Here is a 21,678-nt window from a genome sequence, read left to right as displayed (position 1 = left end):
CCGGCTACGCCACCACGCGGTAGCACGGCCGGTATTCTCCGGCGATCTTCATCCGGCGCTGTTCAACGAACGCCCGCAGCAACGCATCCAGCGACTGCATCATGTCGGTGTCGCCGTGGATCAGGAACGGGCCGTGCTGTTCGATCCGCCGCATGCCGTCTTCCTTGACGTTGCCGGCAACGATGCCGGAGAACGCGCGGCGCAGGTCAGCCGCCAGCTCGAACGGCTTGCGGCCGTGGTGCAGGTCCAGCGCCGCCATCGCCTCGTGGCTTGGCACGAAGGGCCGCTGGAATTCCAGCGGCACGTTGAGCGACCAGTTGAAGAAGAACGAGTCACGCTGGGCCAGCCGGTGCTCGCGCACCTTGCGCACGCCCGCCGCCATCCGCTTCGCGACCGCGGCGGGGTCGCCGATGATGATCTCGTAGCGCTCCGTCGCCGCATCGCCCAGCGTGAGCCGGATGAACCGGTCGATCTGCTCGAAGTACGGCGCCGACGAGGTCGGGCCGGTCAGGATGAGCGGGAACGGCACGCCAGCATTCTCCTCGCGCAGAAGGATGCCCAGCAGATACAGGATCTCCTCGGCCGTGCCGACGCCACCGGGGAACACCACGATGCCGTGGCCGAGTCGGACGAACGCCTCCAGGCGCTTTTCGATGTCCGGCATGATCACCAGGTGGTTGACGATCGGGTTGGGCGACTCGGCCGCGATGATGCCCGGCTCGGTCACGCCGATGTAGCGGCCACGGCGACGGCGCTGCTTGGCGTGGGCGATGGTCGCGCCCTTCATCGGCCCCTTCATCGCGCCCGGGCCGCAGCCGGTGCAGATGTCGAGTTCGCGCAGGCCGAGCTGGTAGCCGACCTCCTTGGTGTACATGTACTCCTCGCGGTTGATCGAGTGCCCGCCCCAGCAGACGACCAGATTCGGGTCGGAAGGCTGCAGCACGCGCGCGTTGCGCAGCAGGCCGAACACCGCGTCGGTGATGCCCTCGCTGGTGTCGAGGTCACGTCCGCCCTCCTCGTCCAGCTCGATCGCCCGGTAGGCCAGGTCGCGCACCGTCGCCGCCAGCAGCTCGGCGACGCCGCGGATGATGTCGCCGTCGACGAAGGCCATCGCCGGGGCCTTGTGCAGGTCGATCCGCACCCCGCGGTCGAGCTGGTGCACCTGGATGTCGAAGTCGGGATAGAGCTCCTGCGCCGCGCGCGGGTCGTCGGACTGGCTGCCGCTGGTGAGCACGGCCAGTGCGCAGCGGCGCAGCAGGTCGTGCATGCCACCGGCGGAGGCGTCCGCGAGTTCGGCGACTTCGGCGCGGGAAAGGATGTCCAGCCCGCCGCGCGGGTGGATGCGCGCGTCGACGGTGGGCAGGGTGGCGTTGGCGGGTTCAGTCATTCGGCGCTCGTTCTTCTCGTTGTTATCCGGACGACTCTAGAGCGGCGGCCGGCAAAAGAAAACGGCCGGGTTGCCCCGGCCGTCTTCGGTGTTGCACAGGTGCGATGGATCAGAACTCGTAACGCAGGGTCAGCATCGCCGCCCAGCGCGACACCGGGCGCGACGGATTGCGCGAGTCGGCGTCGTACACGTTCAGCTCATCCCACGACGGGTTGCTGTCGCTGCCCAGGTCGTACACGTAGCTGCCGTCCGGGTTGATGCCATCGAGTGCCGCCAGGTAACGGGTGTCGAACCCGTCGATCTGCATGGTGTGGCCCCAGTCGTCGTTGAGCAGGTTGAGGAAGTTGTAGATGTCCAGGCGGACGATCGACTTGTGGCCATCCATCAGGCCCGGCAGCTCCTGCTGGAAGCCCAGGTCAAGCTGGTTGATCCACGGCATGTTGTCGGCATTGCGACCGGCGATCTGGCCACGCTGCGACTGCAGGTACGGGTTGTTGGAGATGAACTCGTGGAACGCCGCGATCTGCTCCGGGGAGGCCGAGCCATAGCTCACGTTCGGATCGTTGAGCAGCGGCACGTAGGCCGGATCCTGCCAGATGCCGTCGCCGTTCATGTCGCCGTCGACCAGCCAGGTGTACGGCAGGCCGTCACGACCGTTGTAGTACGCGGTGATGCTGGTCTTGTAGTCGCCGAAGAACGCGTACTCCCAGCCCAGCGAAGCCTTGATCGAGTTCTCGATCGCACGGCTCGCGGGGGTGGCGATCTCCTGGTTCGGGTTCACCCGCGAGACGTACTGATAGCTGGACCAGGCCTGCGAGCTCGCATCCGAACCCACTTCCTCGGCGTCGGTGTAGGTGTAGCTCAGGCTGCCGTACCAGTTGTTGGCCAGCGGCTTGTTCAACGACAGGGTCAGCGAGTTGGAGTAGCCCTCGTCGGTATTGCCCAAGACGGTCGACTGGTTGCTGAAGCCGGGGTTGCGGCCGCAGTTCTTGTTCGAGCTCGACATCGAGCCGAACGAGCACCAGTAGCTGCCACGGCCGTCGGCCATCTGGCTGGTCGGCGCGTCGTACAGGCCGGTCTCCGGGTTGTAGGCACCGATATTGATCGCCTGGTAGAACGCGGCGTCACGGGCGCGGATCGACTGCAGTTCGACCGAACCGATCACGCCGTACCACGGAAGTTCGTGGTCGTAGCCCAGGCTGATCTTCCACACCGTCGGCAGCTTGAAGTCGGGATCGATGGTGTCGATCGCGAAGCCACGGCCGCCGGCGGGCACATTCTGGTTGTACGGATCCGGGCTGAACGGCGCGGCCGTCGGGTCATCCTCGCGGTACGACAGCAGGGTGACACCGTTGTTCTGGTACGGGTTGGCCAGCCACACGAACGGCGGGACGCTCTGGAATGCACCGATGCCACCGCGCAGCTGCGAGTAGCGCTCGGTATCGAAGCTGTAGTTGAACGACACGCGCGGCAGGATGACGCGGTTGTCGGAGCCCAGCTGGTAGGCGTTGGAGTAGCCGAACGCTTCCTCGAAGCCCGCGGCCTCTTCCGGCGCCTTGTCGGCCTTCGGGATGTTGACGCGCACGCCGTAGGTCAGCGACAGCTGGTCGTTGACCTGCCAGGTGTCCTGCAGGAAGGGGCTGATCTGGGTGTACACCAGCGCGGCGGCGATGTCGTCGATCTCGTAGCCCGGGGCCGGGGTGCGCAGGTCGTACTGGTAGTAGTTGCCGGCAGCGAAATCCTCGAGGCTGGCAAACCGGTACGAGCCATGCAGGTCGCGGCCATACAGGTTGTAGACGTCGTGGCGCAGGTAGTCGACGCCACCCTTGATGACATGGTCGCCGGCGTAATAAGTACCGGAGATCGTGGCGGCCAGGCGCTCGGTGTTGATCTGGTTCTCGTGGCGGTTGTTGTCCTCGCCGATGAAGATCGAGCCACCGTTGGCAGTCTCGACCTCGACCTCGGGCTGGTTGACCGCGTTGCCGTTGACCTGGTCGAACGTCTGGTGGCTCAGCTTCACCTCGGTGGAGAAGTCCATCGTCCAGTCGCTGAACAACTGCAGCGAGGTGTTCTTGGTGACGTTGTCGATGTCGTACCAGTGGCTGGTCAGGACCACCGAGTCGGCGCGGTCGTCATACGGCGACGGGCGGAATTCCTCGGTCTGCTGGTAGGTCAGGCTGGCGCGGTGGTTGTCGCTGATGTTCCAGTCGATCTTGCCCAGGTAGCGCTTGTTGTCCAGGTTGACGCCGGTCGAGCCGTAGGTGCCCGGCTGCAGGCCCAGGTCGTTGGCGATGGCGATCGCCTGCTCGACGTCGGCCGTGGTGACGTCGCCGTTGGCCACGCCGTCGGAACTGGCCGAGCCACCGAAGTTCTTGATGGTCTGCTCTTCATACGAACCGAAGAAGAACAGCTTGTCCTTGATGATCGGGCCACCGAGGGTCACGCCGGCGGTGGTGTCGGTGTCGAACAGCGCGTACTCCTCGCCGTCGCGCTCGCCGACCATGCTGCCGGCGTCCTTGTAGACGTAGTACGCCGAGCCATGGAACTCGTTGGTGCCGGACTTGGTGACGGCGTTGACGGTCGCGCCAACGGTGTCGGAGGCGACGTCGAAGTCCGAGACCTTGAGGTCGTACGCAGCGATGGTGTCGACCGAGATCGGCGAACCGGTGTACGGCATGCCGTTGGAGTTGAGGCCGAACGGATCGCCCTGCGACAGGCCGTCGACGGAGATGGTGTTGAAGCGGTTGTTGATGCCGGCCACGGAGATCGAGCCCGACGCCTGGTCGGTCACCTGGATGCGCGGGTCGAGGCGGGCGATGTCGTCCACCGAGCGGCTGCTCTGCGGCGCCAGCTCGAGTTGGCGGCCAGCGACGGAGGTGCCCATGCCCTTGTTGTCGGCATTGAAGGTGGCCAGCAGGCGGCTGCCGGTGACGGCGACCGTGCCCAGCGTGGTGGCATCACCGGACGCGAGCTGCGCGTCGATGTTGCTGATCTGGTTGAGCGAGAGGAACACCCCGTCCTCGGTGTCCGTGCCGACGCCTTCCTTGGTGACCGTGATGGAGTACGGGCCACCGACGCGCAGGCCGCGCGCGTTGTAGCGACCCTCGGCGTCCGTGACCGCGCGGCTGACCGTGCCCGACTCGGTGTGGACGATGGTCACCTCGGCGCCCACGACGGGCTGACCGTCGCTACCGACGACCTGGCCGCCAACACCGGCAGAGGTGCTCTGGGCGAATGCGGGAGCGGTGGCAAGGGCGACAAGCAGGCCGAGCGTGAGCCTGGACATGCGGGCGGGGTGGTTCATGGCGGGTGGGCCTCGGGATGGGAAGTGGTACTTGGCCCCGGGGTCTTCGGACGACCGCCGGGCACGTCAGACACGACAAACCGGCGTCAGCGCCGGTTAACGTGAGTTTAACACGGCGGGATACTAGTGCGAATGGTTGACGGTTTCATGACAGTCGCCTTCCAGCTGTCATACGCCGGGAGTGATCTGCAGGTAGGCACCGAGCCCGTCCAGGAACATCTGGACCGATATCGCCACCAGCAGCATGCCCATCAGGCGCTCCACCGCGGTCAGCGCGCGTCGGCCCAGCCATTTGTAAAGCACCGTCGCCGAGAACAGGATCGCCGCGGTGGCGCCCCAGGCGATCAGCAGTGCCAGGCTCCATTCGCCCAGCCGGTGGGGCTCGTTGCTGCCCATCAGCATCACCGCCGCCATGCCGGACGGCCCGGCCACCAGCGGGATGGCCATCGGCACGATGAAGGGCTCGCCGTCGGGCAACTCGCCCATCAGCCCCTCCGGCGGCGGGAAGATCATCCGGATGCCGATCAGGAACAGGACGATGCCGCCGGCGATCGATACCGACTCCTGCCGCAGGTGCATCACCTCGAGGAAGTACTTGCCACCCCACAGGAACGCCATCAGCACACCGAGCGCGATCAGCAGCTCGCGCGCCAGCACGATCCGCTGGCGCTTTGGCGGCAGCGTCCGCAAGAGGCTCAGGAACACCGGGATGTTGCCCAGCGGATCAAGGATCAGGAACAGCAGCAGGGCGGCCGAGGCGATCGTCATTCCAGTGCCTTCCATTCAGTCCGCCGACCCGGCGGGTGACCACACCTGGCCACGATGCCCGGCCCCGGCGGCCGACAGCAGGGTCACGCAGGCCTGCGCGGCCGCGGCCGGATCGCGGGCAACGCGGTCGTTCTGCTCCACGTAGGCACGGGCGCGCAGGCCGGTCCGCATCGGACCCGGTCGCAGCCCCGACACCCGCACCGTCGAGTTGGCCAACTCGGCATGGAGCATCCCCACCAGTCCGGCGAGCCCGTGGTGGGCAACGCCATAGCCGCCCCAGTTGGCCTTGCCTACCCGTGCCGTGTCGTCCAGCACGAACACCAGCGCGGCGTCGGAACTGCGCGACAGCAGCGGCAGGCAGGCCTGGCTCAGCCACCACGGCGCCGTCAGGTTGACGTGGATCGCGCGCGCGAACGCGGCCGGGTCGGTCTGCAACAGCGGGGTCAGGCCGCGGAACTCGGCCGCGCAGTGGAGCATGCCATCGAGGCGGCCCAGCTCGGCCTCCAGGCGCGTGGCCAGTTCGGCGTAGTCGTCGGGGCCGGCGCCCTCCAGGTCCAGCGGGTACAGCATCGGCTCCGGCCCGTCAGCCGCCACCGCGTCGTACACGCGGTTGAGCCGCGGCACCTTGCGCCCGAGCAGCACCACCGTCGCTCCGGCCCGCGCGCAGGCCCGTGCAGCGGCCGAGCCGAGCCCACCGGCGGCGCCGCTGACCAGCACGACGCGCCCCTCCAGGGCTGCACCGGCGCCGTTGGATCCGGGCGTCACTGGCTCTGGGTTTCGCTGATCATGCGGGCAAGTTCGCCCGACTCGAACAGCTCCATGGTGATGTCGCAGCCCCCGATCAGCTCGCCGTGGATAAACAATTGCGGAAACGTCGGCCAGTTGGAAAAACGCGGCAGGTTGGCGCGGATCTCCGGGTCTTCCAGCACGTTGACGGTGTGCAGGGACGTGGCACCGGCGGTCTGCAGCGCCTGCACTGCGCGGCTGGAGAAGCCGCACATCGGAAACTGGGCGTTCCCCTTCATGAACAACACGATCGGGTGGCCTTCGACCTCGGCCTGGATCCGCTCAATCACGGACATTGGAGTAGCTCCTGGGATGCGCTGTACCAGCCGTTCGCGGCCAGCCAACAAGGCGTGGGGATAGAATGGGGATTGTAAGCCGCCGGACCGGCCCACGCGATCGCCAGACGCTTGCGCGGGTCCGGCCGGCACCGCCAGCCTCAACAAGGAGTCCGCCCATGGCCATTGAACTGCCTCCCCTGCCCTACGACCGCGCCGCGCTCGAGCCGCACATCTCCGCCGAGACGCTCGACTACCACCACGGCAAGCACCACAAGGCCTACGTCGACAACCTCAACAAGATGATCGAGGGCACCGAGTTCGCCGACATGGACCTGGTGGAGATCATCCGCAAGTCGCAGGGCGGGATGTTCAACAACGCTGCGCAGGTCTGGAACCACACCTTCTTCTGGAACTGCATGTCGCCCAATGGCGGCGGCGAGCCGACCGGTAAGGTCGCCGGCGCCATCACCAAGGCGTTCGGGGATTTCGCGAAGTTCAAGGAGCAGTTCAGCGAAACCGCGATCAAGACCTTCGGCTCGGGCTGGGCGTGGCTGGTTCAGCGTCCCGACGGCACCGTGGCCCTGGTCAGCACCTCCAACGCCAACACCCCGCTGACCGGCGAGGACACCCCGCTGCTGACCTGCGACGTCTGGGAGCACGCGTACTACATCGACTACCGCAACGCGCGTCCGAAGTACGTCGAGTCGTTCTGGAACCTGGTCAACTGGGAGTTCGTCGCTTCGAACATGAAGTGATCGCAGCCGCGTTGACTGATACGAAACGGCCGGGGCGACCCGGCCGTTTTCCGTTGTGCAGGTCCCGTCTAGGCGGGTATCGCGTCCTGCAGGCGCGTGATGACCGGCGCGACCTGCGCTTCGCGGCCGAGCGCACTTCCGACCCGCTCCAAGGCGATGGACAAGGCGTCAACCGACTCGGCACGCAGCGTCGCGTGGCCAACCTTGCGGCCTTCGCGGGGTTCCTTGCCGTAGTCGTGCCAGTGGCCACCCGGTTCGGCCAGCACCGGCGCGGCATCGGGCATCGCTCCGATCCAGTTCAACATGCAGGCGTGGCCCACCATCCGGGTGGAGCCCAGGGGCAGGCCGAGCACGGCGCGCAGATGGTTCTGGAACTGACTGGTCTCGGCGCCCTCGATCGTCCAGTGCCCGGAGTTGTGCACGCGTGGCGCCAGCTCGTTGGCGAGCAACTCGCCGTCCCGGCAGAACAGCTCCAGCGCGAACACACCCACGTAATCGAGTGCCTCCGCCAGTTGCCGGGCGTAGGCGCATGCCGTGTCCGCCAGTGCCTGCGGAACGACCGCCGGCGCGATGCTCGCCGAAAGCACGCCGTCGACGTGCCAGTTCTCGGTCAACGGCCAGGTACGGAACTCGCCGTCGCGTCCGCGCACGGCCACGACGGACAGTTCGCGCTGGAACGCGACGAAACCTTCGAGGATCAACCCGACCTTGTCGGCCTGCACACCCAGTGCGTCCCACGCGGCGTCGGCGTCGGCCGACGAACGGATCCGGAACTGGCCCTTGCCGTCATAGCCGAGCCGACGGGTCTTGAGGATGCACGGCGTGCCCACGTCGGCGATCGCGGCATCAAGTTGCGCACGGGTGTCGATCGTGGCGAACGGCGGCACCGGAATACCGAGTTCCCGGAACAGGGTCTTTTCGGCCAAACGGTCCTGGGCGGTGCCCAGCGCGCGCGGATTGGGGTAGACCGCGACCCGCTCGGTCAGCCAGCGGGCGGACTCGGCGGGCACGTTCTCGAAGTCGAAAGTGGCCACGTCGATACGCGAAGCGAACTCGGCAAGCGCGGCCTGGTCGGTGTAGTCGCCCACCACCATTGGGGCGAATTGCCCCGCGCAGGCGTCCGCAACCGCGTCCATCACCAGGAAGCGCACGCCCAGCGGCGCACCTTCCAGCGCGAGCATGCGGGCCAACTGGCCGCCGCCGAGGATGCCTACGGTGCTCATCGTGCGCGCGTCACTTGCGGGGATCATCGTTGTCGGCCACGTCTTCGGTTTGCCGGATGCGGAAGGCGTCGAGCGCGTCACGAACCGCGGGGTATTCGGGGGCGAGCATCGCGGCCGCGAACAGCGCTGCGTTCGCCGCACCCGCCTGTCCGATGGCGAACGTCGCCACCGGCACGCCGGCCGGCATCTGCACGATCGACAGCAGCGAATCCATCCCGTTGAGCGCCTTGGACTGCACTGGCACGCCCAGCACCGGCACCGCGGTCTTGGCTGCCAGCATCCCCGGAAGGTGGGCGGCGCCGCCGGCCCCGGCGATGATCGCGCGCAAGCCCCGCCCGGCCGCGCTGGCGGCGTAGTCGAAAAGCACGTCGGGCGTGCGGTGGGCCGAAACCACGCGGACCTCGTGCGGCACCCCCATCGCCTCCAGCCTCGCGGCCGCGTGCTGCATCGTCTCCCAGTCCGAGCGGGAGCCCATCACGAGGCCGACGAGCGGCGCGTGCGCGGTGTCTGTCATGGTCCAGGCCTGCGGCAAAACGGTATTCTACCGACCTTCCGCCGGTGCTTCACCGCCACGCAAGGAGCCACCCACGTGGACCGCAAATTGCTCGACCTGCTCGTCTGCCCCGCCACCCGCCAGCCCGTGGCGCTGCTCGACAGCCGGGGGCTGGAGGCGCTCAACCAGGCCATTGCCGGCGGCAGCGTCGTCCGCGGGGACGGCAGCCCCCAGGCGACCGCGGTGCGCGAGGCGCTGGTCACCCGGGACCGCAAGCGCGTCTACCGGGTCGACGACGGTATCCCGGTGCTGCTCGCCGAGGAGGCCATCGTGACCACCGGGGTCGACGGGTTCCCCGCCGCATGACGGCCGCTTTCGCGATCCCCGGGGAGGCGGTTGCCGCCGACGTGGCCGCCGCGCTGGCCGAGGACATTGGCACCGGCGACGTCACCGCCGCCCTGCTGGCCGACGGGCCGGACTGCGCCTACCTGCTTTGCAAGGAGGACGCCGTGGTCTGTGGCCGGCCGTGGTTCGACGCCTGCCACCGTGCACTCGACCCAGACGTGCGCATCGATTGGCGCGTCGAAGAGGGCACGCAAGTCGCCGCCGGCACCGTGCTCGCCACCCTCGAGGGACGGACCCGCGCCTTGGTCAGCGCTGAGCGCGCGTCGCTGAACTTCATGCAGACCCTGTCCGCCACCGCCACCACCACGGCCGAACACGTCGCCGCCGTGGACGGCACCGGCGCGCGGATCCTCGATACCCGCAAGACCATCCCCGGCCTGCGCCAGGCCCAGAAGTACGCGGTCCGCGTCGGTGGCGGCTGCAACCACCGCATGGGCCTCTACGACGCGGTGATGCTGAAGGAAAACCACGTCCGCGCAGCGGGGTCGCTCACCGCGGCGATCCGAGCGGCGCGCGCCGCCCAGCCCGGCCTGCCGCTGATCGTCGAGGTCGAGACGCTCGACCAGCTGCGCGAAGCGCTGGCCGTCGGTTGCGACCGCATCCTGATTGATGATTTCGATGCGGCGACGCGACGCGAGGCCGTGGCGGTAGTGGCTGCCCATCCGCGCCCGGTCCCGCTCGAGGTGTCCGGCGGTGTCGACCTGCCCGGCCTGCGCGCGATTGCTGCCGACGGGGTCGACTTCATCTCGATCGGCGGCCTGACCAAGCACATCCGCGCGATCGACCTGTCCCTCAAGCTCGGCCCGCCGCCGACCGGACCCTGAGCCGATGCCGACGCTCCTGCTGTTGATGATTGCCGGTGCCGCCGCGTTCGGGTTCTGGAGTGCCGGCCGGGCCGCGGCCGAGCGGGCCGAAGCAGTCGGCCGCGACGCATGCCGTGCCGCCGGCGTTCAGTGGCTCGACGAGAGCGTGCATGCGATCGGGCTGAAACTGTGCCGGCTGGACAGCGGCTGGCTCGGCTGGGAGCGCACGTTCCGCTTCGACTATTCCCGCAACGGTGAAGACCGCCATGCCGGCCGGCTGGTGCTGCGCGGGGACCGTCTCGTGTCCTTCACCGGGCCGCTGGCGCCGCAACCGGCGCGCCTGCAGTAGGGTCGCGCTGGCGCGCGGGCTACTTCACCACGCGCAGGTGCGAGCCGCGGCGCGGGCCGGGGCCTCCGCTGTCCGGATCGTCCGGGCCATCAACGTCAGGATCCTGCGCTGGGGACTGCGGGTCGCCTGGCTCGCTTGGGACCGCGCTCAGGATCGGCCGGGCACCCTCGTCCTGGACGGAATGGCGACCGTCACCGTCCTCGGCCTCTTCAGGCAACGCCATGCCCTGCCCGGTTTCGCGTGCATAGATCGCCAGCACTGCACCCACCGGCACCGAGATCGACTGGCTGACGCCGCCGAACCGGGCGCTGAAGCGGATCAGCTCGTTGTCCATCTGCAGGCCGGACACGGCGCGCTCGGCGATGTTCAACACGATCCGGCCGTCATTCACCGCGTGCGCCGGCACCTGCACGCTCGGCCGGGTCGCATCGACCAGCAGGTGCGGGGTCATGTCGTTGTCGGCGATCCATTCGTACAGCGCCCGCAGCAGGTACGGGCGATGGCTGGTCATCGGGGTGGCGCTGTCATTCATGCGTGCAGTCTAGTGCAGTCGCGCGCGTGCGCGACGGCTTCCGAGCCGGGACCGCGGCCCACCCCGAGGCCCTACGCGGGCAGCTCGCGGAGGCGGCGCTCCTGCTCGGTCAGGCTGCGGGTAAAGCCGGGGTTCCGGAAGATCCGGTTGCCGTAATCCTCGATCGCCTTGCCGTCCTTGGGCAGCGGTACGCCCAGTGCCGGCAGGCGCCACACGATGGGCGCCATGGCGCAGTCGGCCAGGCTCATTTCGGTGTTGAGGAAGAACTTGAACGCCTTGAACAGCGGCACCGAGGCGGTGAGCAGTTCCTTCAGGCGCTTGCGACCGGCATCGGCCTGGGCCTTGTTGCCCAGCTGGATCGCCTGCACCTGCGGCACCCAGTCGTGCTCGAGCCGCAGCATCGCCAGCCGCAGTCGGGCACGCGACAGCGGGTCGACCGGCATCAGCGGCGGGTGCGGATAGCGCTCGTCGAGGTATTCGCTGACCACGCTGGCGGCGTACAGCACCAGGTCGCGCTCGACCAAAGTCGGCACCGAGTGGTACGGATTGAGGTCGACCAGGTCTTCCGGCGGATTCTGCGGGTCGACCGGGATCAGGTCGTAGGTGACGCCCTTGGCGGCCAGCACCAGCCGCACGCGGTGGCAAAGGACGCAATCGTTCGAGGAGAACAGGGTAAGGGCATTACGCATGCGTGGACTCGCCGCCATCATCGACCTCTCCAGCAACCGGAATCCGCCGGTCGCAAGACGCCGCCCACCCAGCGCGGGCGGTCGTCACGGCCTCGAGTTGGTCGCCCCGACGGCACCGGGACAACCGGGTCCGCATGGCAAAGCCCGCACATGCGTGCGGGCCGTTGCACCGGGATCGCCTAGTGCACGTCTCGCCAGTATTCCTTCTTCAACAGCCAGGCGAGGAACGTGAACGCGGCGAGGAACAGGATCACCCAGACGCCCATGCTCTGGCGCTTGAGGGCGGCCGGTTCGCCGGCGTACTCGAGGAATGCGGTGATGTCCCGGACGGACTGGTCGAACGCCTGCGGGTCAAGCGAGCCGGGCTGGGTGACCTTGAGGCCGGTCACCGGGCGCTCGCCGGTTGCGTCAGGCTCGCCGAACTCCGCGTGCTGCAGGCCCTGGAGCTCCCACAGCGGGTTCGGCATCGACACCGCCGGGAACAGCTTGTTGTTCCAGCCCAGCGTGCTCGACTCGTCCAGGTAGAACGACTTGAGGTAGGTGTAGATCCAGTCGCTGCCGCGCACGCGCGAGATCAGGCTCAGGTCCGGCGGCATCTTGCCGAACCATTCGGTGGCGTTGGCCTCCGGCATCGAGACCATCACCTGCTCGCCAAACTTGGCGCCGGTGAAGTTCAGGTTGTCCATGACCTGCTCTTCGGTCAGGCCCAGGTCCTCGGCAATGCGCGAGTAACGCAGGTACTTGAGCGAGTGGCAGCCCGAGCAGTAGTTCATGTACAGCTGGGCGCCGCGCTGCAGGGACGCCTGGTCGCCCAGGTCAACGCCGGACTGCTGCAGGTCGCCGCCGGTGGCGGCCATCGCCGAGGCCGACACCAGCACGCCGGCGACGACGGTGGTGAAACGGGCAAACAGGCGGTTGCGGAAGCGCTTGGACTTAGTCATGCGTCGTCACCCGTTCCGGCACCGGCTTGGTCTTGTCGATCTTGGTCCACAGCGGCATCGTGATGAAGAAGGCGAAGTAAAGGAAGGTCAGGACACGGCCGATCTGCGTCTCCACCGGGTCGGTACCCGGGCCGGCGCCGATCTTGCCCAGCCACACGAAGCAGACCGCGAGCAGCGCCAGCATGGCCTTGGAGATCCAGCCGCGGTAGCGCACCGAATGCACCTTGCTGCGGTCGAGCCACGGCACCGCGAACAGGATGGCGATCGCGCCGAACATCACCATCACGCCGCCGAGCTTGTCGGGGATGACGCGCAACATGGCGTAGTAAGGCGTGTAGTACCAGACCGGCTTGATGTGCGCGGGCGTCACCAGGCGGTTGGCCTCGGTGAAGTTGTCGTGCTCGAGGAACCAGCCCCCGAATGCCGGCGCGAAGAAGATGATGAACGCCGCGAGCATCAGGAAGAAGCCGACGAACACCGTGTCCTTGACCGTGTAGTACGGGTGGAACGGGATGCCGTCGGTCGGCGCGGTCGGCGACCAGCGGTTGCCCTTCGGGCCCTTCTTGATCTCGACGCCATCGGGGTTGTTGGAACCGACCTCGTGCAGCGCGCCCAGGTGCAGGACCACCAGCAGCAGCAGCACCAGCGGCACGGCGATGACGTGCAGGGCGAAGAACCGGTTGAGGGTCGCGTCGCCGGGCAGGTAGTCGCCCATGATCCACTCGGTCAGCCCGTTACCGATGACCGGGATGGCACCGAACAGCGAGATGATGACCTTGGCGCCCCAGAAGGACATCTGGCCCCACGGCAGCACGTAGCCCATGAATGCCTCGGCCATCAGGACGAGGTAGATGAGCATGCCGAGCACCCACACCAGCTCGCGCGGCTTGCGGTACGAGCCGTACATCAGCCCGCGGAACATGTGGATATAGACAACAACGAAGAACAGCGACGCACCGGTGGAGTGCATGTAGCGGATCAGCCAGCCCCACTCCACGTCGCGCATGATGTATTCGACCGAGGCGAAGGCTTCCGCCGCGCTCGGCTTGAAATGCATCGTCAGGAAGATACCGGTGAGGATCTGGTTGACCAGAGCCACCAGCGACAGCACGCCGAAGATGTACCAGATGTTGAAGTTCTTGGGCGCGTAGTACTCGCTCATGTGCTTGCGGTACATCGGCGCAAGCGCGGGCGCGCGTTCGTTGACCCAGTCCATCACGCCATTGGCGCTGCGGGTGAAGATGTTGGCCATGGTTTATGCGGCTCCCTGCGGGTCGACACCGATGACGAGGGTGGTGTCGTTTTCGTAGTGGTGCGGCGGGACCACCAGGTTGGTCGGCGCGGGCACACCCGCATAGACGCGGCCGGCCATGTCGAACTTGGACTTGTGGCACGGGCAGAAGTAGCCGCCCTTCCAGTTCGTATCGAACGGCTCGGGCCGGATCTCGGCCTTCATTTCCGGCGAGCAGCCCAGGTGGGTGCACAGGCCGACCAGCACGGAGACTTCCGGCTTGATCGAGCGCAGGTGCGCGTCGCCTTCCAGCACGTACTCGGGCTGCTGCTCGGGGTTCTCCGACATCGGGTCGCGCAGTTGGTCGTCGAGGGTCGGCAGTGCCTGCAGGATCTCCGGCGAGCGACGCACGATCCAGATCGGCTGGCCGCGCCATTCCAGGACCAGCCGCTGGCCGACCTCGAGCGTGCTGATGTCGGCACTGACCGGCGCACCGGCGAGCTTGGCGCGCTCGCTGGGGTTCCACGACTTGATGAAGGGCACCGCGACGAAGCCCGCGCCTACGGCGCCGACCACGGCGGTGGTCGCAGTCAGGAACCTGCGGCGACCGTGGTTGACGGGCTCGCCCGCGTGCTCGCTGCGAGGATCATGGATCCCTTGGTTGGCCATCCGGCACTCCGCAAATCTTGAATTCGACGTTCACCGCACGGCCTGCACCACTGGCGACGGCTGGCGGCTCAAAAGACGGGGAAGTGTAACGGAACGGTTAACGAACCGACAATCCGGTTGCACGCCATCGCGCCGCGACCGGCGCCACGACGCCCCCACCATCCTACTGGGCGGCGCGGTACCGCTCGGCCAGCACCCCGACGCGCTGCACGTAGCGCTGCGTCTCGCTGAAGGGCGGCACTCCCTTGTATTTGTCGACGTTGCCCTCGCCCGCGTTGTAGCCGGCGGCGGCCAGGGTCAGGTTGCCGTCAAAGCGCTTGAGCAGCCAGGCCAGGTACTCGACCCCGCCGTGGATGTTCTGTGCGGCGTCGAACGCATTGCCCACGCCGAACCGCCTCGCGGTGGCGGGCATCAGCTGCATCAGGCCCTGCGCGCCGACCCGGGACAGGGCATTGGGATTGAACGCGGACTCGGCATGGATGATCGCGCGCACGATCGCTTCATCGACGCCGTGCTTCTTCGCAGCCGCGGCGATCTCGTCGCGGTAGGCCGCGGTGTTGAGCCGCACGTTGCCGAAGTTGACCCCCGGCTTGGCGGCGCAGGCATAGCAGGTCTCGAGGAAGCTGTAGCTGATCGTCCGTACCGAACTCGCCCGGGCGACGGCGCCCTTGGGACGGCTGCTGGTGTAGTGGCGGACGCCGTCCTTGATATAGGAGTACACCTGCCCCTGGACCAGCCGTGAGCCGCTCGCACCCGGCTGGACGGACTTCACCGGCGCGGCATTGGTCATGGACGTGCCGGCGGCCGTGCCCACCGAAACCGGCGAACCGGCGGTGGTGCTGGCCGGCGAAGCGCTGCCCACGGCCGCGGAGGGCGCAGGACGGGACGGGGGCGGAGGCGACTTGCTGGCGGTGTAGCTGCTGATCGCACTGCAACTGGCGCCGGGGATGCGCTTGCTGACATAGCTGCGACCCCCGTCGGCGCTGTCGCACCGGTACACGGTGCCGGCGGCCACGGGCGTGGCGACCAGCAGGCATGCGAGCCCCAGAAACACAATGCTCCCCCTCATGGCCGCGAGTCTCCCCCTTCGCCCGGGCGTTGCCAACCCCCTCATTCCGCAAAACGCGACGGACTGCGCGGGATGGCCGCCGTCGCGCGCTAGACTGTTGGGTTCCCAGTCAGCCACCTCCGGCGCGGAATAACCACCGCCCCTCCCGGACCGCCCCATGACCGAATCCACCGCCCCGCTCTTCCCGGCCGCCGAAGCCGTGGCCCGTCCCACCGGCAAGCTCTTCATCCAGACCCACGGGTGTCAGATGAACGAGTACGACTCGGCCAAGATGGCCGACGTGCTGGCCGCCGCAGAAGGCCTCGAACTGACCACGAACGTCGAAGAAGCCGACGTGATCCTGGTGAATACCTGCTCGATCCGCGAAAAAGCCCAGGAGAAGGTCTTCAGCCAGCTTGGCCGCTGGAAGTCCCTCAAGGCGGGTGACAAGCCGGTGCTGATCGGCGTGGGCGGCTGCGTGGCGAGCCAGGAGGGCGAGGCGATCGTCAAGCGCGCCCCGTACGTGGACCTCGTGTTCGGACCCCAGACGCTGCACCGCCTGCCGGAGCTGATCCGCGACCGCCGCGCCTCCGGGCAGCCGCAGGTGGACATCAGCTTTCCCGAGATCGAGAAGTTCGACCGCCTGCCCGAGCCCCGTGCCGACGGCCCCAGCGCCTTCGTGTCGATCATGGAGGGCTGCTCGAAGTACTGCTCCTTCTGTGTGGTGCCCTACACCCGCGGCGAGGAAGTGAGCCGGCCTTTCGAGGACGTACTCGTGGAGGTCGCGCAACTGGCGGCCCAGGGCGTGCGCGAGATCAACCTGCTGGGCCAGAACGTCAACGCCTACCGCGGCCCGCTCGGCGACGGCGACACCGCCGACCTGGGCCTGCTGATCCGGACCATCGCGGAGATCGACGGGGTCGACCGCATCCGCTTCACCACCTCGCACCCGCTGGAGTTCTCCGACTCGCTGGTGGAGGCCTACCGCGATGTCCCGGAGCTGGCCAACTACCTGCACCTGCCGGTTCAGTCCGGCTCGGACCGCGTGCTCAGCGCGATGAAGCGCGGCTACACCGCGCTGGAGTTCAAGCAGAAGGTCCGCAAGCTGCGCGAGGTGCGGCCGGATATCTCGATCAGCTCGGACTTCATCGTCGGCTTCCCGGGCGAGACCGACGCCGATTTCGAGAAGACCATGAAGCTGATCGCCGACGTGGGCTTCGACCAGAGCTTCTCGTTCATCTACTCCCGTCGCCCCGGCACGCCGGCGGCAGACCTGGAAGACACGACCGGCAGCGGGGAAAAGCATGCACGGCTGTCGCGGTTGCAGGCGGCGATCAACGACAACGCCCACCGGATTTCCGGGGCGATGGTCGGCAGCGTGCAGAAGGTGCTGGTCGAGGGCCCATCGCGCAAGGACCCGAACGAGCTCACCGGCAAGACCGAGAACATGCGGTCGGTGAACTTCGCGGGACACCCCCGGCTGGTCGGCCGGTTCGTCGACGTGGTGATCACCGAGGCGCTCAGCAACTCGCTGCGTGGTCGGGTCGCGGGCGTCGAATCCTGAGCCGCCCGCTCCTCCGACGCTACGCCCTCGGGCTCTGGTTTTGCGCGATTGCCGCGCTTGGACTGCTGCAGTTCCGGCTGCGCGCGCTCGAGGGCGACGTCTTCGACCCCACGCCGGTGGCATGGATCTGGCTCGCCGGGAGCTGCGTGCTGGCATGCGTGGGCGTGGCCCTGATCGTCCGCGCCCGGCGCCGTTGACGCCGGGCGGATCGGACGGTTACGGGCGGCGGTACACCGCCTCGCCATCGACGTAGGTTGCCAGCACCTCGAGCTCGTCCAGTTGGTGCGGTTCGACCGCCAGCGGGTCCTGCGCAAGCAGGACGAAGTCGGCACGCTGCCCGACCGCGAGGCTGCCGACGTGGTCCTCGGCAAACCCGGCGTGCGCCGCATCACGGGTGAAGCCGCGCATGGCTTCCCAGGCGGTCAGTTTTTCCTGCGGCATCCAGCCGCCCGCCGGTGCCTCCTGCGCATTCCTGCGGGTGACCGCGGCATGCAGGCCCAGGCGCGGATCGACCGACTCCACCGGGAAGTCGGAGCCCAGCGCCAGCCGCGCGCCGGCATCACGCAGCTTGCGCCAGGCGTAGGCCCACTGGATGCGATCCGGGCCGACGCGGTCGGCCGCCCACGGCATGTCCGAGGTGGCATGGGTCGGCTGCATGGAGGCGACCACGCCCAGCGCGGCGAAACGCGGGATGTCGGCAGCAGTCAGGATCTGTGCGTGCTCGACCCGCCAGCGGTGATCGGTGCCGGCGTCGCGGCCAAGCACCTGCTCGAACGCATCGAGCACCACGCGGTTGCCGCGGTCGCCGATCGCGTGGGTTGCGACCTGCACACCACACCCCTTGGCGCGCGCGGCGGTATCGACCAGCTGGTCGGGGGTCATCAGCAGCAGGCCGTCATTGCCGGCGTCGTCGCTGTAGTCCTCGATCAGCGCCGCGCCGCGGCTGCCGAGCGCTCCATCCACGTAAAGTTTGACCGCGCGCATCTGCAGGCGGCCATCCGGGTGCTCATACGGGCCGTTGCTGCACAGCCATGCCAGCGCCTCCCCATCGCCGTCGGCCATCGCATACACCCGCAGCGGCATCTCGCCGCGATCGGCCAACGCCTGGTAGGCGCGCAACTGCTGCAATGACACCCCTGCGTCGTGGACGCCGGTCAGGCCGTGTTCGACCGCCAGCTGCATGCCCACGGCAAGCGCACGTTCGGCTGCCTCCGCATCAGTGCCCGGCATGGCCGAATCGACCTGCGCCATGGCGGCGTCGACGAAGATCCCGCTGGGCTGGCCGTTGGCGCCGCGGACGATGCGACCACCGTCGGGCTGCCAGTCACCGGACAGGTCGCGCCCACCGGCGGCTTCGGCGGCGGCGATCGCGGCGCTGTTGGCCCATCCGGCATGGCCGTCGATACGGGTCAGCCAGACCGGGCGTCGGGGGAAGGCGGCATCGAGATCGGCGGCGGTAGGGAACGTACGTTCCGGCCAGTCGTTCTGGTCCCAGCCACGGCCCAGCAGCCACGCGCCGTCCGGCAGATCCGCGGCAAACGCGCGCAGCCGGCGGAGCACCTCTTCCTTGCTGCCGGCACCCACCAGGTCCGCCTGCATCTGCGATTGGCCGAGGCCGGCGACATGCCCGTGAGCGTCGATCAGGCCGGGTATCACGGTCGCGTTGCCCGCGTCGATCTGCGTCGCCGCCGGGTAGCGCGCCAGCAGGTCTTCACGCGTGCCGACCGCGACGATCGTGCCGTCGCGGTCATAGGCCATCGCCCCGGCCTGCGGCCGGGCGGGGTCCATCGTGTGGATGCGCGCGGCGCTGAGCAACGTCACGCCGTCGTTAGCCAACGCCGGCGCGGCAAGCGCCACCGACATCAAGGCGGCCAGCAGCACCGCTGGCGCCTGTCCCCGTGTATTGCGCATGCCCGTTCCCCGCGTCGAAGTCCCTCGCACTTTGCGAAATACCCCGTGCGGGCGCAAGCTGGAATGCCCATTGAAGACCCCCACTGCGATGGCTGCACGCACGACTGCCGAATTCACCCTCGACCCGCCCGACGCCGAGCGCCTGGCCAACCTCAACGGACCGTTCGACGGCCATCTGCGCATGATCGAGCTGCGCACCGGGGTGGAGGTCGCCAGCCGCGGCAACGTCTACCGGTTGACCGGCCCCAAGGCGATGGTCCGCAAGACCGAGGCCCTGCTGCGCGGCTTGTGGGACGACGCGGCCGGGGACGCGCTGGACGAGCCGGCGGTGCACCTTGCACTGGCGGCGATCGATGCCGATGCCCTGGTCAACGACGATATCGAGCCGCAGGAAGTCACCATACGGGTCAAGCGCGGCACGATCCGCGGTCGCGGCGCCAACCAGGCCAAGTACCTGCACGCGATCGCCACCCACGACATCAACTTCGGCATCGGTCCGGCGGGCACCGGCAAGACATTCCTCGCGGTCGCCAGTGCGGTCGAGGCCCTCAACGAATCGCGGGTCCAGCGACTGGTGCTGGTACGCCCGGCCGTCGAGGCGGGCGAGAAGCTCGGGTTCCTGCCCGGCGACCTCACCCAGAAGGTCGACCCTTACCTGCGGCCGCTGTACGACGCGCTGTACGAGATGCTCGGCGTTGAGAAGGTGGTCAAGCTGCTGGAGAAGAACGTCATCGAGATCGCGCCGCTGGCCTACATGCGCGGACGCACGCTTAACGACGCGTATGTGATCCTCGACGAGGCGCAGAACACCACGATCGAGCAGATGAAGATGTTCCTTACCCGTATCGGATACGGAAGCACGGCGGTGGTGACCGGCGACCTCACCCAGATCGACCTGCCCAAGCACCAGAAGTCAGGCCTGCGCGACGCCCTGGACGTGCTGCGCGAGGTCGACGGGGTCAGCTTCACCTTCTTCGAATCGCGCGACGTGGTGCGCCATCCGCTGGTGGCACGCATCGTCAACGCCTATGACGCCCGCGATGCGCAGGACGCGCAGTCCGGCCCCGGCTGACCGGTTCGCAGGACGCCCCATGAGCCAGCCCGCTACCCTCCTGGACGTATCCATCAGCTACGGCGTGCCGCGGGCCGGCATCCCGTCGGCGGTCAGCTTCCGTCGCTGGGTGGCCGCAGCGCTGGACGGACGGATCCGGCGCGCCGACCTGGCCATCCGATTGGTCGACGCCAAGGAAGGCCGCGCCTTCAACCGCCACTACCGCGGCAAGGACTACGCCACCAACGTGTTGAGCTTCCCTGCAGAGTTGCCCGAAGGCGTCGAACTGCCGGTGCTGGGCGACCTGGTCATCTGCGCCCCGGTAGTCGCCCGCGAAGCGCGTGAACAGGGCAAGCGCCTGGCCGACCACTACGCCCACCTGACCGTCCACGGCGCCCTGCACCTGCTGGGCTGGGACCACGAGGACGAGCGCGAGGCCGAATGCATGGAGCAGCTTGAGCGCGAGATCCTCGCCACGCTCGGCATCGACGACCCCTACCTCGTCGCCGAGTGAGCTGCGCGGCCTCGGCGGCCAAGCCGATGCGATAGACTCGCCCAGACGCCCATCCCCCGGGCGTATTCATGAACACATTCAATGTCCGAGGACGACAGTAGTACCCACGCCCATCCCCAAGCGACCGATGCGCCCGACCACCGGGGCGGTGACAAGCGTCGCTCATGGCTGGACCGGATCAGCTCCGCGCTGTCCGGCGAGCCCACCACCCGTGAGGACCTGGTCGAGCTGCTGCGCGATGCGCAGGCCGATGGGCTGATCGAGGCCGACACCCTGACGATGATGGAGGGCGCGATTGCCGTGTCCGACCTCACCGTGGGCGACGTGATGATCCCGCGCTCGCAGATGGTCGCCTTGCCGGCCGAGGCGCCGTTCCTGGAACTGATGAAGCTGGTGGTCGAGTCCGGCCACTCGCGCTTCCCGGTCCATGGCGACGACAAGGACGAAATCCTCGGCATCCTGCTGGCCAAGGACCTGTTGCGCGGCGTCGTTGCCGACGACGGCCCGGCGAGCATCCACGCGCTGTTGCGCCCGGCGGTGCTGATCCCCGAATCCAAGCGGCTGGACATCCTGCTGCGCGAATTCCGCCAGTCGCGCAACCACATGGCGATCGTGATCGACGAGCACGGCGGCGTCGCCGGCCTGCTCACGATCGAGGACGTCCTGGAGCAGATCGTCGGCGAGATCGACGACGAGCACGACGACGCCGAGGACCCGAACGCGCTGATCGCCGCACAGGCCGACGGCCAGTTCGTGGTCGACGCCCTGACCCCGATCGAGGACTTCAACGAGCGCTTCCGGGCCGACTTCGACGACGACGAATACGACACCATCGGCGGCCTGGTCATCGCCGCCATCGGCCACCTGCCCGAGGCGGGCGAGGAGTTGACGCTTGATCGCTTCGTGTTCCGGGTCGCCAGCGCGGATGCGCGGCGGGTGCACGCCTTCCACGTGAGCGTGCTCGGCGATGCCTGACG

General features: G+C 68.0%; 22 protein-coding genes. 8 read left to right on the top strand and 14 right to left on the bottom strand.

All coding sequences use genetic code 11. The features are described 5' to 3' along the window. Positions 1-4: 4 nt before the first annotated feature. From ppnN to grxD, 5 genes are all read right to left on the bottom strand, one after another. The gene (gene ppnN, locus KOD61_RS04460; RefSeq protein ID WP_215219849.1) at positions 5-1,387 is read right to left on the bottom strand and encodes a nucleotide 5'-monophosphate nucleosidase PpnN; all 1,383 of its coding nucleotides are present in this window, start codon (positions 1,385-1,387) and stop codon (positions 5-7) included. Positions 1,388-1,496: 109 nt separating this feature from the next. Next, the gene (locus KOD61_RS04455) at positions 1,497-4,691 is read right to left on the bottom strand and encodes a TonB-dependent receptor (RefSeq protein WP_215219848.1); all 3,195 of its coding nucleotides are present in this window, start codon (positions 4,689-4,691) and stop codon (positions 1,497-1,499) included. A gap of 168 nt (positions 4,692-4,859) precedes the next feature. Continuing rightward, positions 4,860-5,459, bottom strand: a complete 600-nt coding sequence (locus KOD61_RS04450; protein ID WP_215219847.1) for a YhgN family NAAT transporter — start codon at positions 5,457-5,459, stop codon at positions 4,860-4,862. Positions 5,460-5,474: 15 nt separating this feature from the next. Continuing rightward, positions 5,475-6,224, bottom strand: coding sequence for an SDR family NAD(P)-dependent oxidoreductase (locus KOD61_RS04445; protein WP_251370658.1), 750 nt, complete (start codon positions 6,222-6,224; stop codon positions 5,475-5,477). Then, the gene (gene grxD / locus KOD61_RS04440) at positions 6,221-6,541 is read right to left on the bottom strand and encodes a Grx4 family monothiol glutaredoxin (protein ID WP_215219846.1); all 321 of its coding nucleotides are present in this window, start codon (positions 6,539-6,541) and stop codon (positions 6,221-6,223) included. Before grxD ends, KOD61_RS04445 begins: the two co-directional genes overlap by 4 nt. Before the next feature lie 158 nt (positions 6,542-6,699). Between grxD and KOD61_RS04435 the strand changes: the two genes are divergently transcribed. After that, positions 6,700-7,278, top strand: a complete 579-nt coding sequence (locus KOD61_RS04435) for a superoxide dismutase (protein ID WP_215219845.1) — start codon at positions 6,700-6,702, stop codon at positions 7,276-7,278. Positions 7,279-7,346: 68 nt separating this feature from the next. Here KOD61_RS04435 and KOD61_RS04430 read toward each other — a convergent pair whose 3' ends face one another. Together KOD61_RS04430 and purE are read right to left on the bottom strand one after the other, a co-directional pair. After that, a complete protein-coding gene (locus KOD61_RS04430) occupies positions 7,347-8,501 on the bottom strand; it encodes a 5-(carboxyamino)imidazole ribonucleotide synthase (RefSeq protein WP_215219844.1) in 1,155 nt (384 codons plus the stop codon). A gap of 10 nt (positions 8,502-8,511) precedes the next feature. Beyond that, the gene (purE, locus tag KOD61_RS04425) at positions 8,512-9,015 is read right to left on the bottom strand and encodes a 5-(carboxyamino)imidazole ribonucleotide mutase (RefSeq protein WP_215219843.1); all 504 of its coding nucleotides are present in this window, start codon (positions 9,013-9,015) and stop codon (positions 8,512-8,514) included. Between the two features lie 75 nt (positions 9,016-9,090). Between purE and KOD61_RS04420 the strand changes: the two genes are divergently transcribed. Genes KOD61_RS04420 through KOD61_RS04410 form a run of 3 tightly spaced genes read left to right on the top strand, consistent with a single transcriptional unit; the run spans position 9,091 to position 10,551 of the window. After that, positions 9,091-9,360: a Trm112 family protein gene (locus tag KOD61_RS04420; RefSeq protein ID WP_215219842.1), complete on the top strand. Its 270-nt coding sequence runs from the start codon at positions 9,091-9,093 to the stop codon at positions 9,358-9,360. Beyond that, complete coding sequence (gene nadC / locus KOD61_RS04415; RefSeq protein WP_215219841.1) at positions 9,357-10,223, top strand: carboxylating nicotinate-nucleotide diphosphorylase; 867 nt, start codon at positions 9,357-9,359, stop codon at positions 10,221-10,223. Before KOD61_RS04420 ends, nadC begins: the two co-directional genes overlap by 4 nt. A gap of 4 nt (positions 10,224-10,227) precedes the next feature. Further along, positions 10,228-10,551, top strand: coding sequence for a DUF3301 domain-containing protein (locus tag KOD61_RS04410; protein WP_215219840.1), 324 nt, complete (start codon positions 10,228-10,230; stop codon positions 10,549-10,551). A 19-nt stretch (positions 10,552-10,570) separates the two neighbouring features. Here the strand turns inward: KOD61_RS04410 and KOD61_RS04405 are convergent, their stop codons facing one another. The 6 genes from KOD61_RS04405 to KOD61_RS04380 all read right to left on the bottom strand — a co-directional run bounded on the left by KOD61_RS04405 (position 10,571) and on the right by KOD61_RS04380 (position 15,682). Then, positions 10,571-11,083, bottom strand: a complete 513-nt coding sequence (locus KOD61_RS04405; RefSeq protein ID WP_251370657.1) for a ClpXP protease specificity-enhancing factor — start codon at positions 11,081-11,083, stop codon at positions 10,571-10,573. Positions 11,084-11,154: 71 nt separating this feature from the next. Next, positions 11,155-11,790 (bottom strand): glutathione S-transferase N-terminal domain-containing protein, encoded by a 636-nt coding sequence (locus tag KOD61_RS04400; RefSeq protein WP_215219839.1) that lies wholly within the window; start codon positions 11,788-11,790, stop codon positions 11,155-11,157. Between the two features lie 161 nt (positions 11,791-11,951). Next, positions 11,952-12,629, bottom strand: a complete 678-nt coding sequence (locus KOD61_RS04395; protein ID WP_407074582.1) for a cytochrome c1 — start codon at positions 12,627-12,629, stop codon at positions 11,952-11,954. A 76-nt stretch (positions 12,630-12,705) separates the two neighbouring features. Beyond that, positions 12,706-13,965, bottom strand: a complete 1,260-nt coding sequence (locus tag KOD61_RS04390) for a cytochrome b (protein WP_215219837.1) — start codon at positions 13,963-13,965, stop codon at positions 12,706-12,708. Between the two features lie 3 nt (positions 13,966-13,968). After that, positions 13,969-14,613, bottom strand: a complete 645-nt coding sequence (petA, locus tag KOD61_RS04385; protein ID WP_215219836.1) for a ubiquinol-cytochrome c reductase iron-sulfur subunit — start codon at positions 14,611-14,613, stop codon at positions 13,969-13,971. 163 nt (positions 14,614-14,776) lie between these two features. Next, entirely contained in the window at positions 14,777-15,682 is a 906-nt protein-coding gene (locus KOD61_RS04380; protein ID WP_215219835.1) for a lytic transglycosylase domain-containing protein, read from the bottom strand. Positions 15,683-15,839: 157 nt separating this feature from the next. Between KOD61_RS04380 and miaB the strand changes: the two genes are divergently transcribed. Beyond that, complete coding sequence (gene miaB / locus KOD61_RS04375; protein ID WP_215219834.1) at positions 15,840-17,225, top strand: tRNA (N6-isopentenyl adenosine(37)-C2)-methylthiotransferase MiaB; 1,386 nt, start codon at positions 15,840-15,842, stop codon at positions 17,223-17,225. A gap of 216 nt (positions 17,226-17,441) precedes the next feature. Here the strand turns inward: miaB and KOD61_RS04370 are convergent, their stop codons facing one another. Further along, complete coding sequence (locus tag KOD61_RS04370; RefSeq protein ID WP_251370656.1) at positions 17,442-19,136, bottom strand: amidohydrolase; 1,695 nt, start codon at positions 19,134-19,136, stop codon at positions 17,442-17,444. 88 nt (positions 19,137-19,224) lie between these two features. Between KOD61_RS04370 and KOD61_RS04365 the strand changes: the two genes are divergently transcribed. From KOD61_RS04365 to KOD61_RS04355, 3 genes are all read left to right on the top strand, one after another. Then, entirely contained in the window at positions 19,225-20,208 is a 984-nt protein-coding gene (locus tag KOD61_RS04365; protein ID WP_215220283.1) for a PhoH family protein, read from the top strand. 19 nt (positions 20,209-20,227) lie between these two features. Next, positions 20,228-20,701, top strand: coding sequence for an rRNA maturation RNase YbeY (ybeY, locus tag KOD61_RS04360; RefSeq protein ID WP_215219833.1), 474 nt, complete (start codon positions 20,228-20,230; stop codon positions 20,699-20,701). An 81-nt stretch (positions 20,702-20,782) separates the two neighbouring features. Then, complete coding sequence (locus tag KOD61_RS04355; protein ID WP_215219832.1) at positions 20,783-21,676, top strand: HlyC/CorC family transporter; 894 nt, start codon at positions 20,783-20,785, stop codon at positions 21,674-21,676. Positions 21,677-21,678 lie beyond the last annotated feature (2 nt).

The organism is Lysobacter luteus (genome assembly GCF_907164845.1).
Lineage (GTDB): Bacteria > Pseudomonadota > Gammaproteobacteria > Xanthomonadales > Xanthomonadaceae > Novilysobacter > Novilysobacter luteus.
This window is presented reverse-complemented; position numbering and strand designations above follow the sequence as displayed.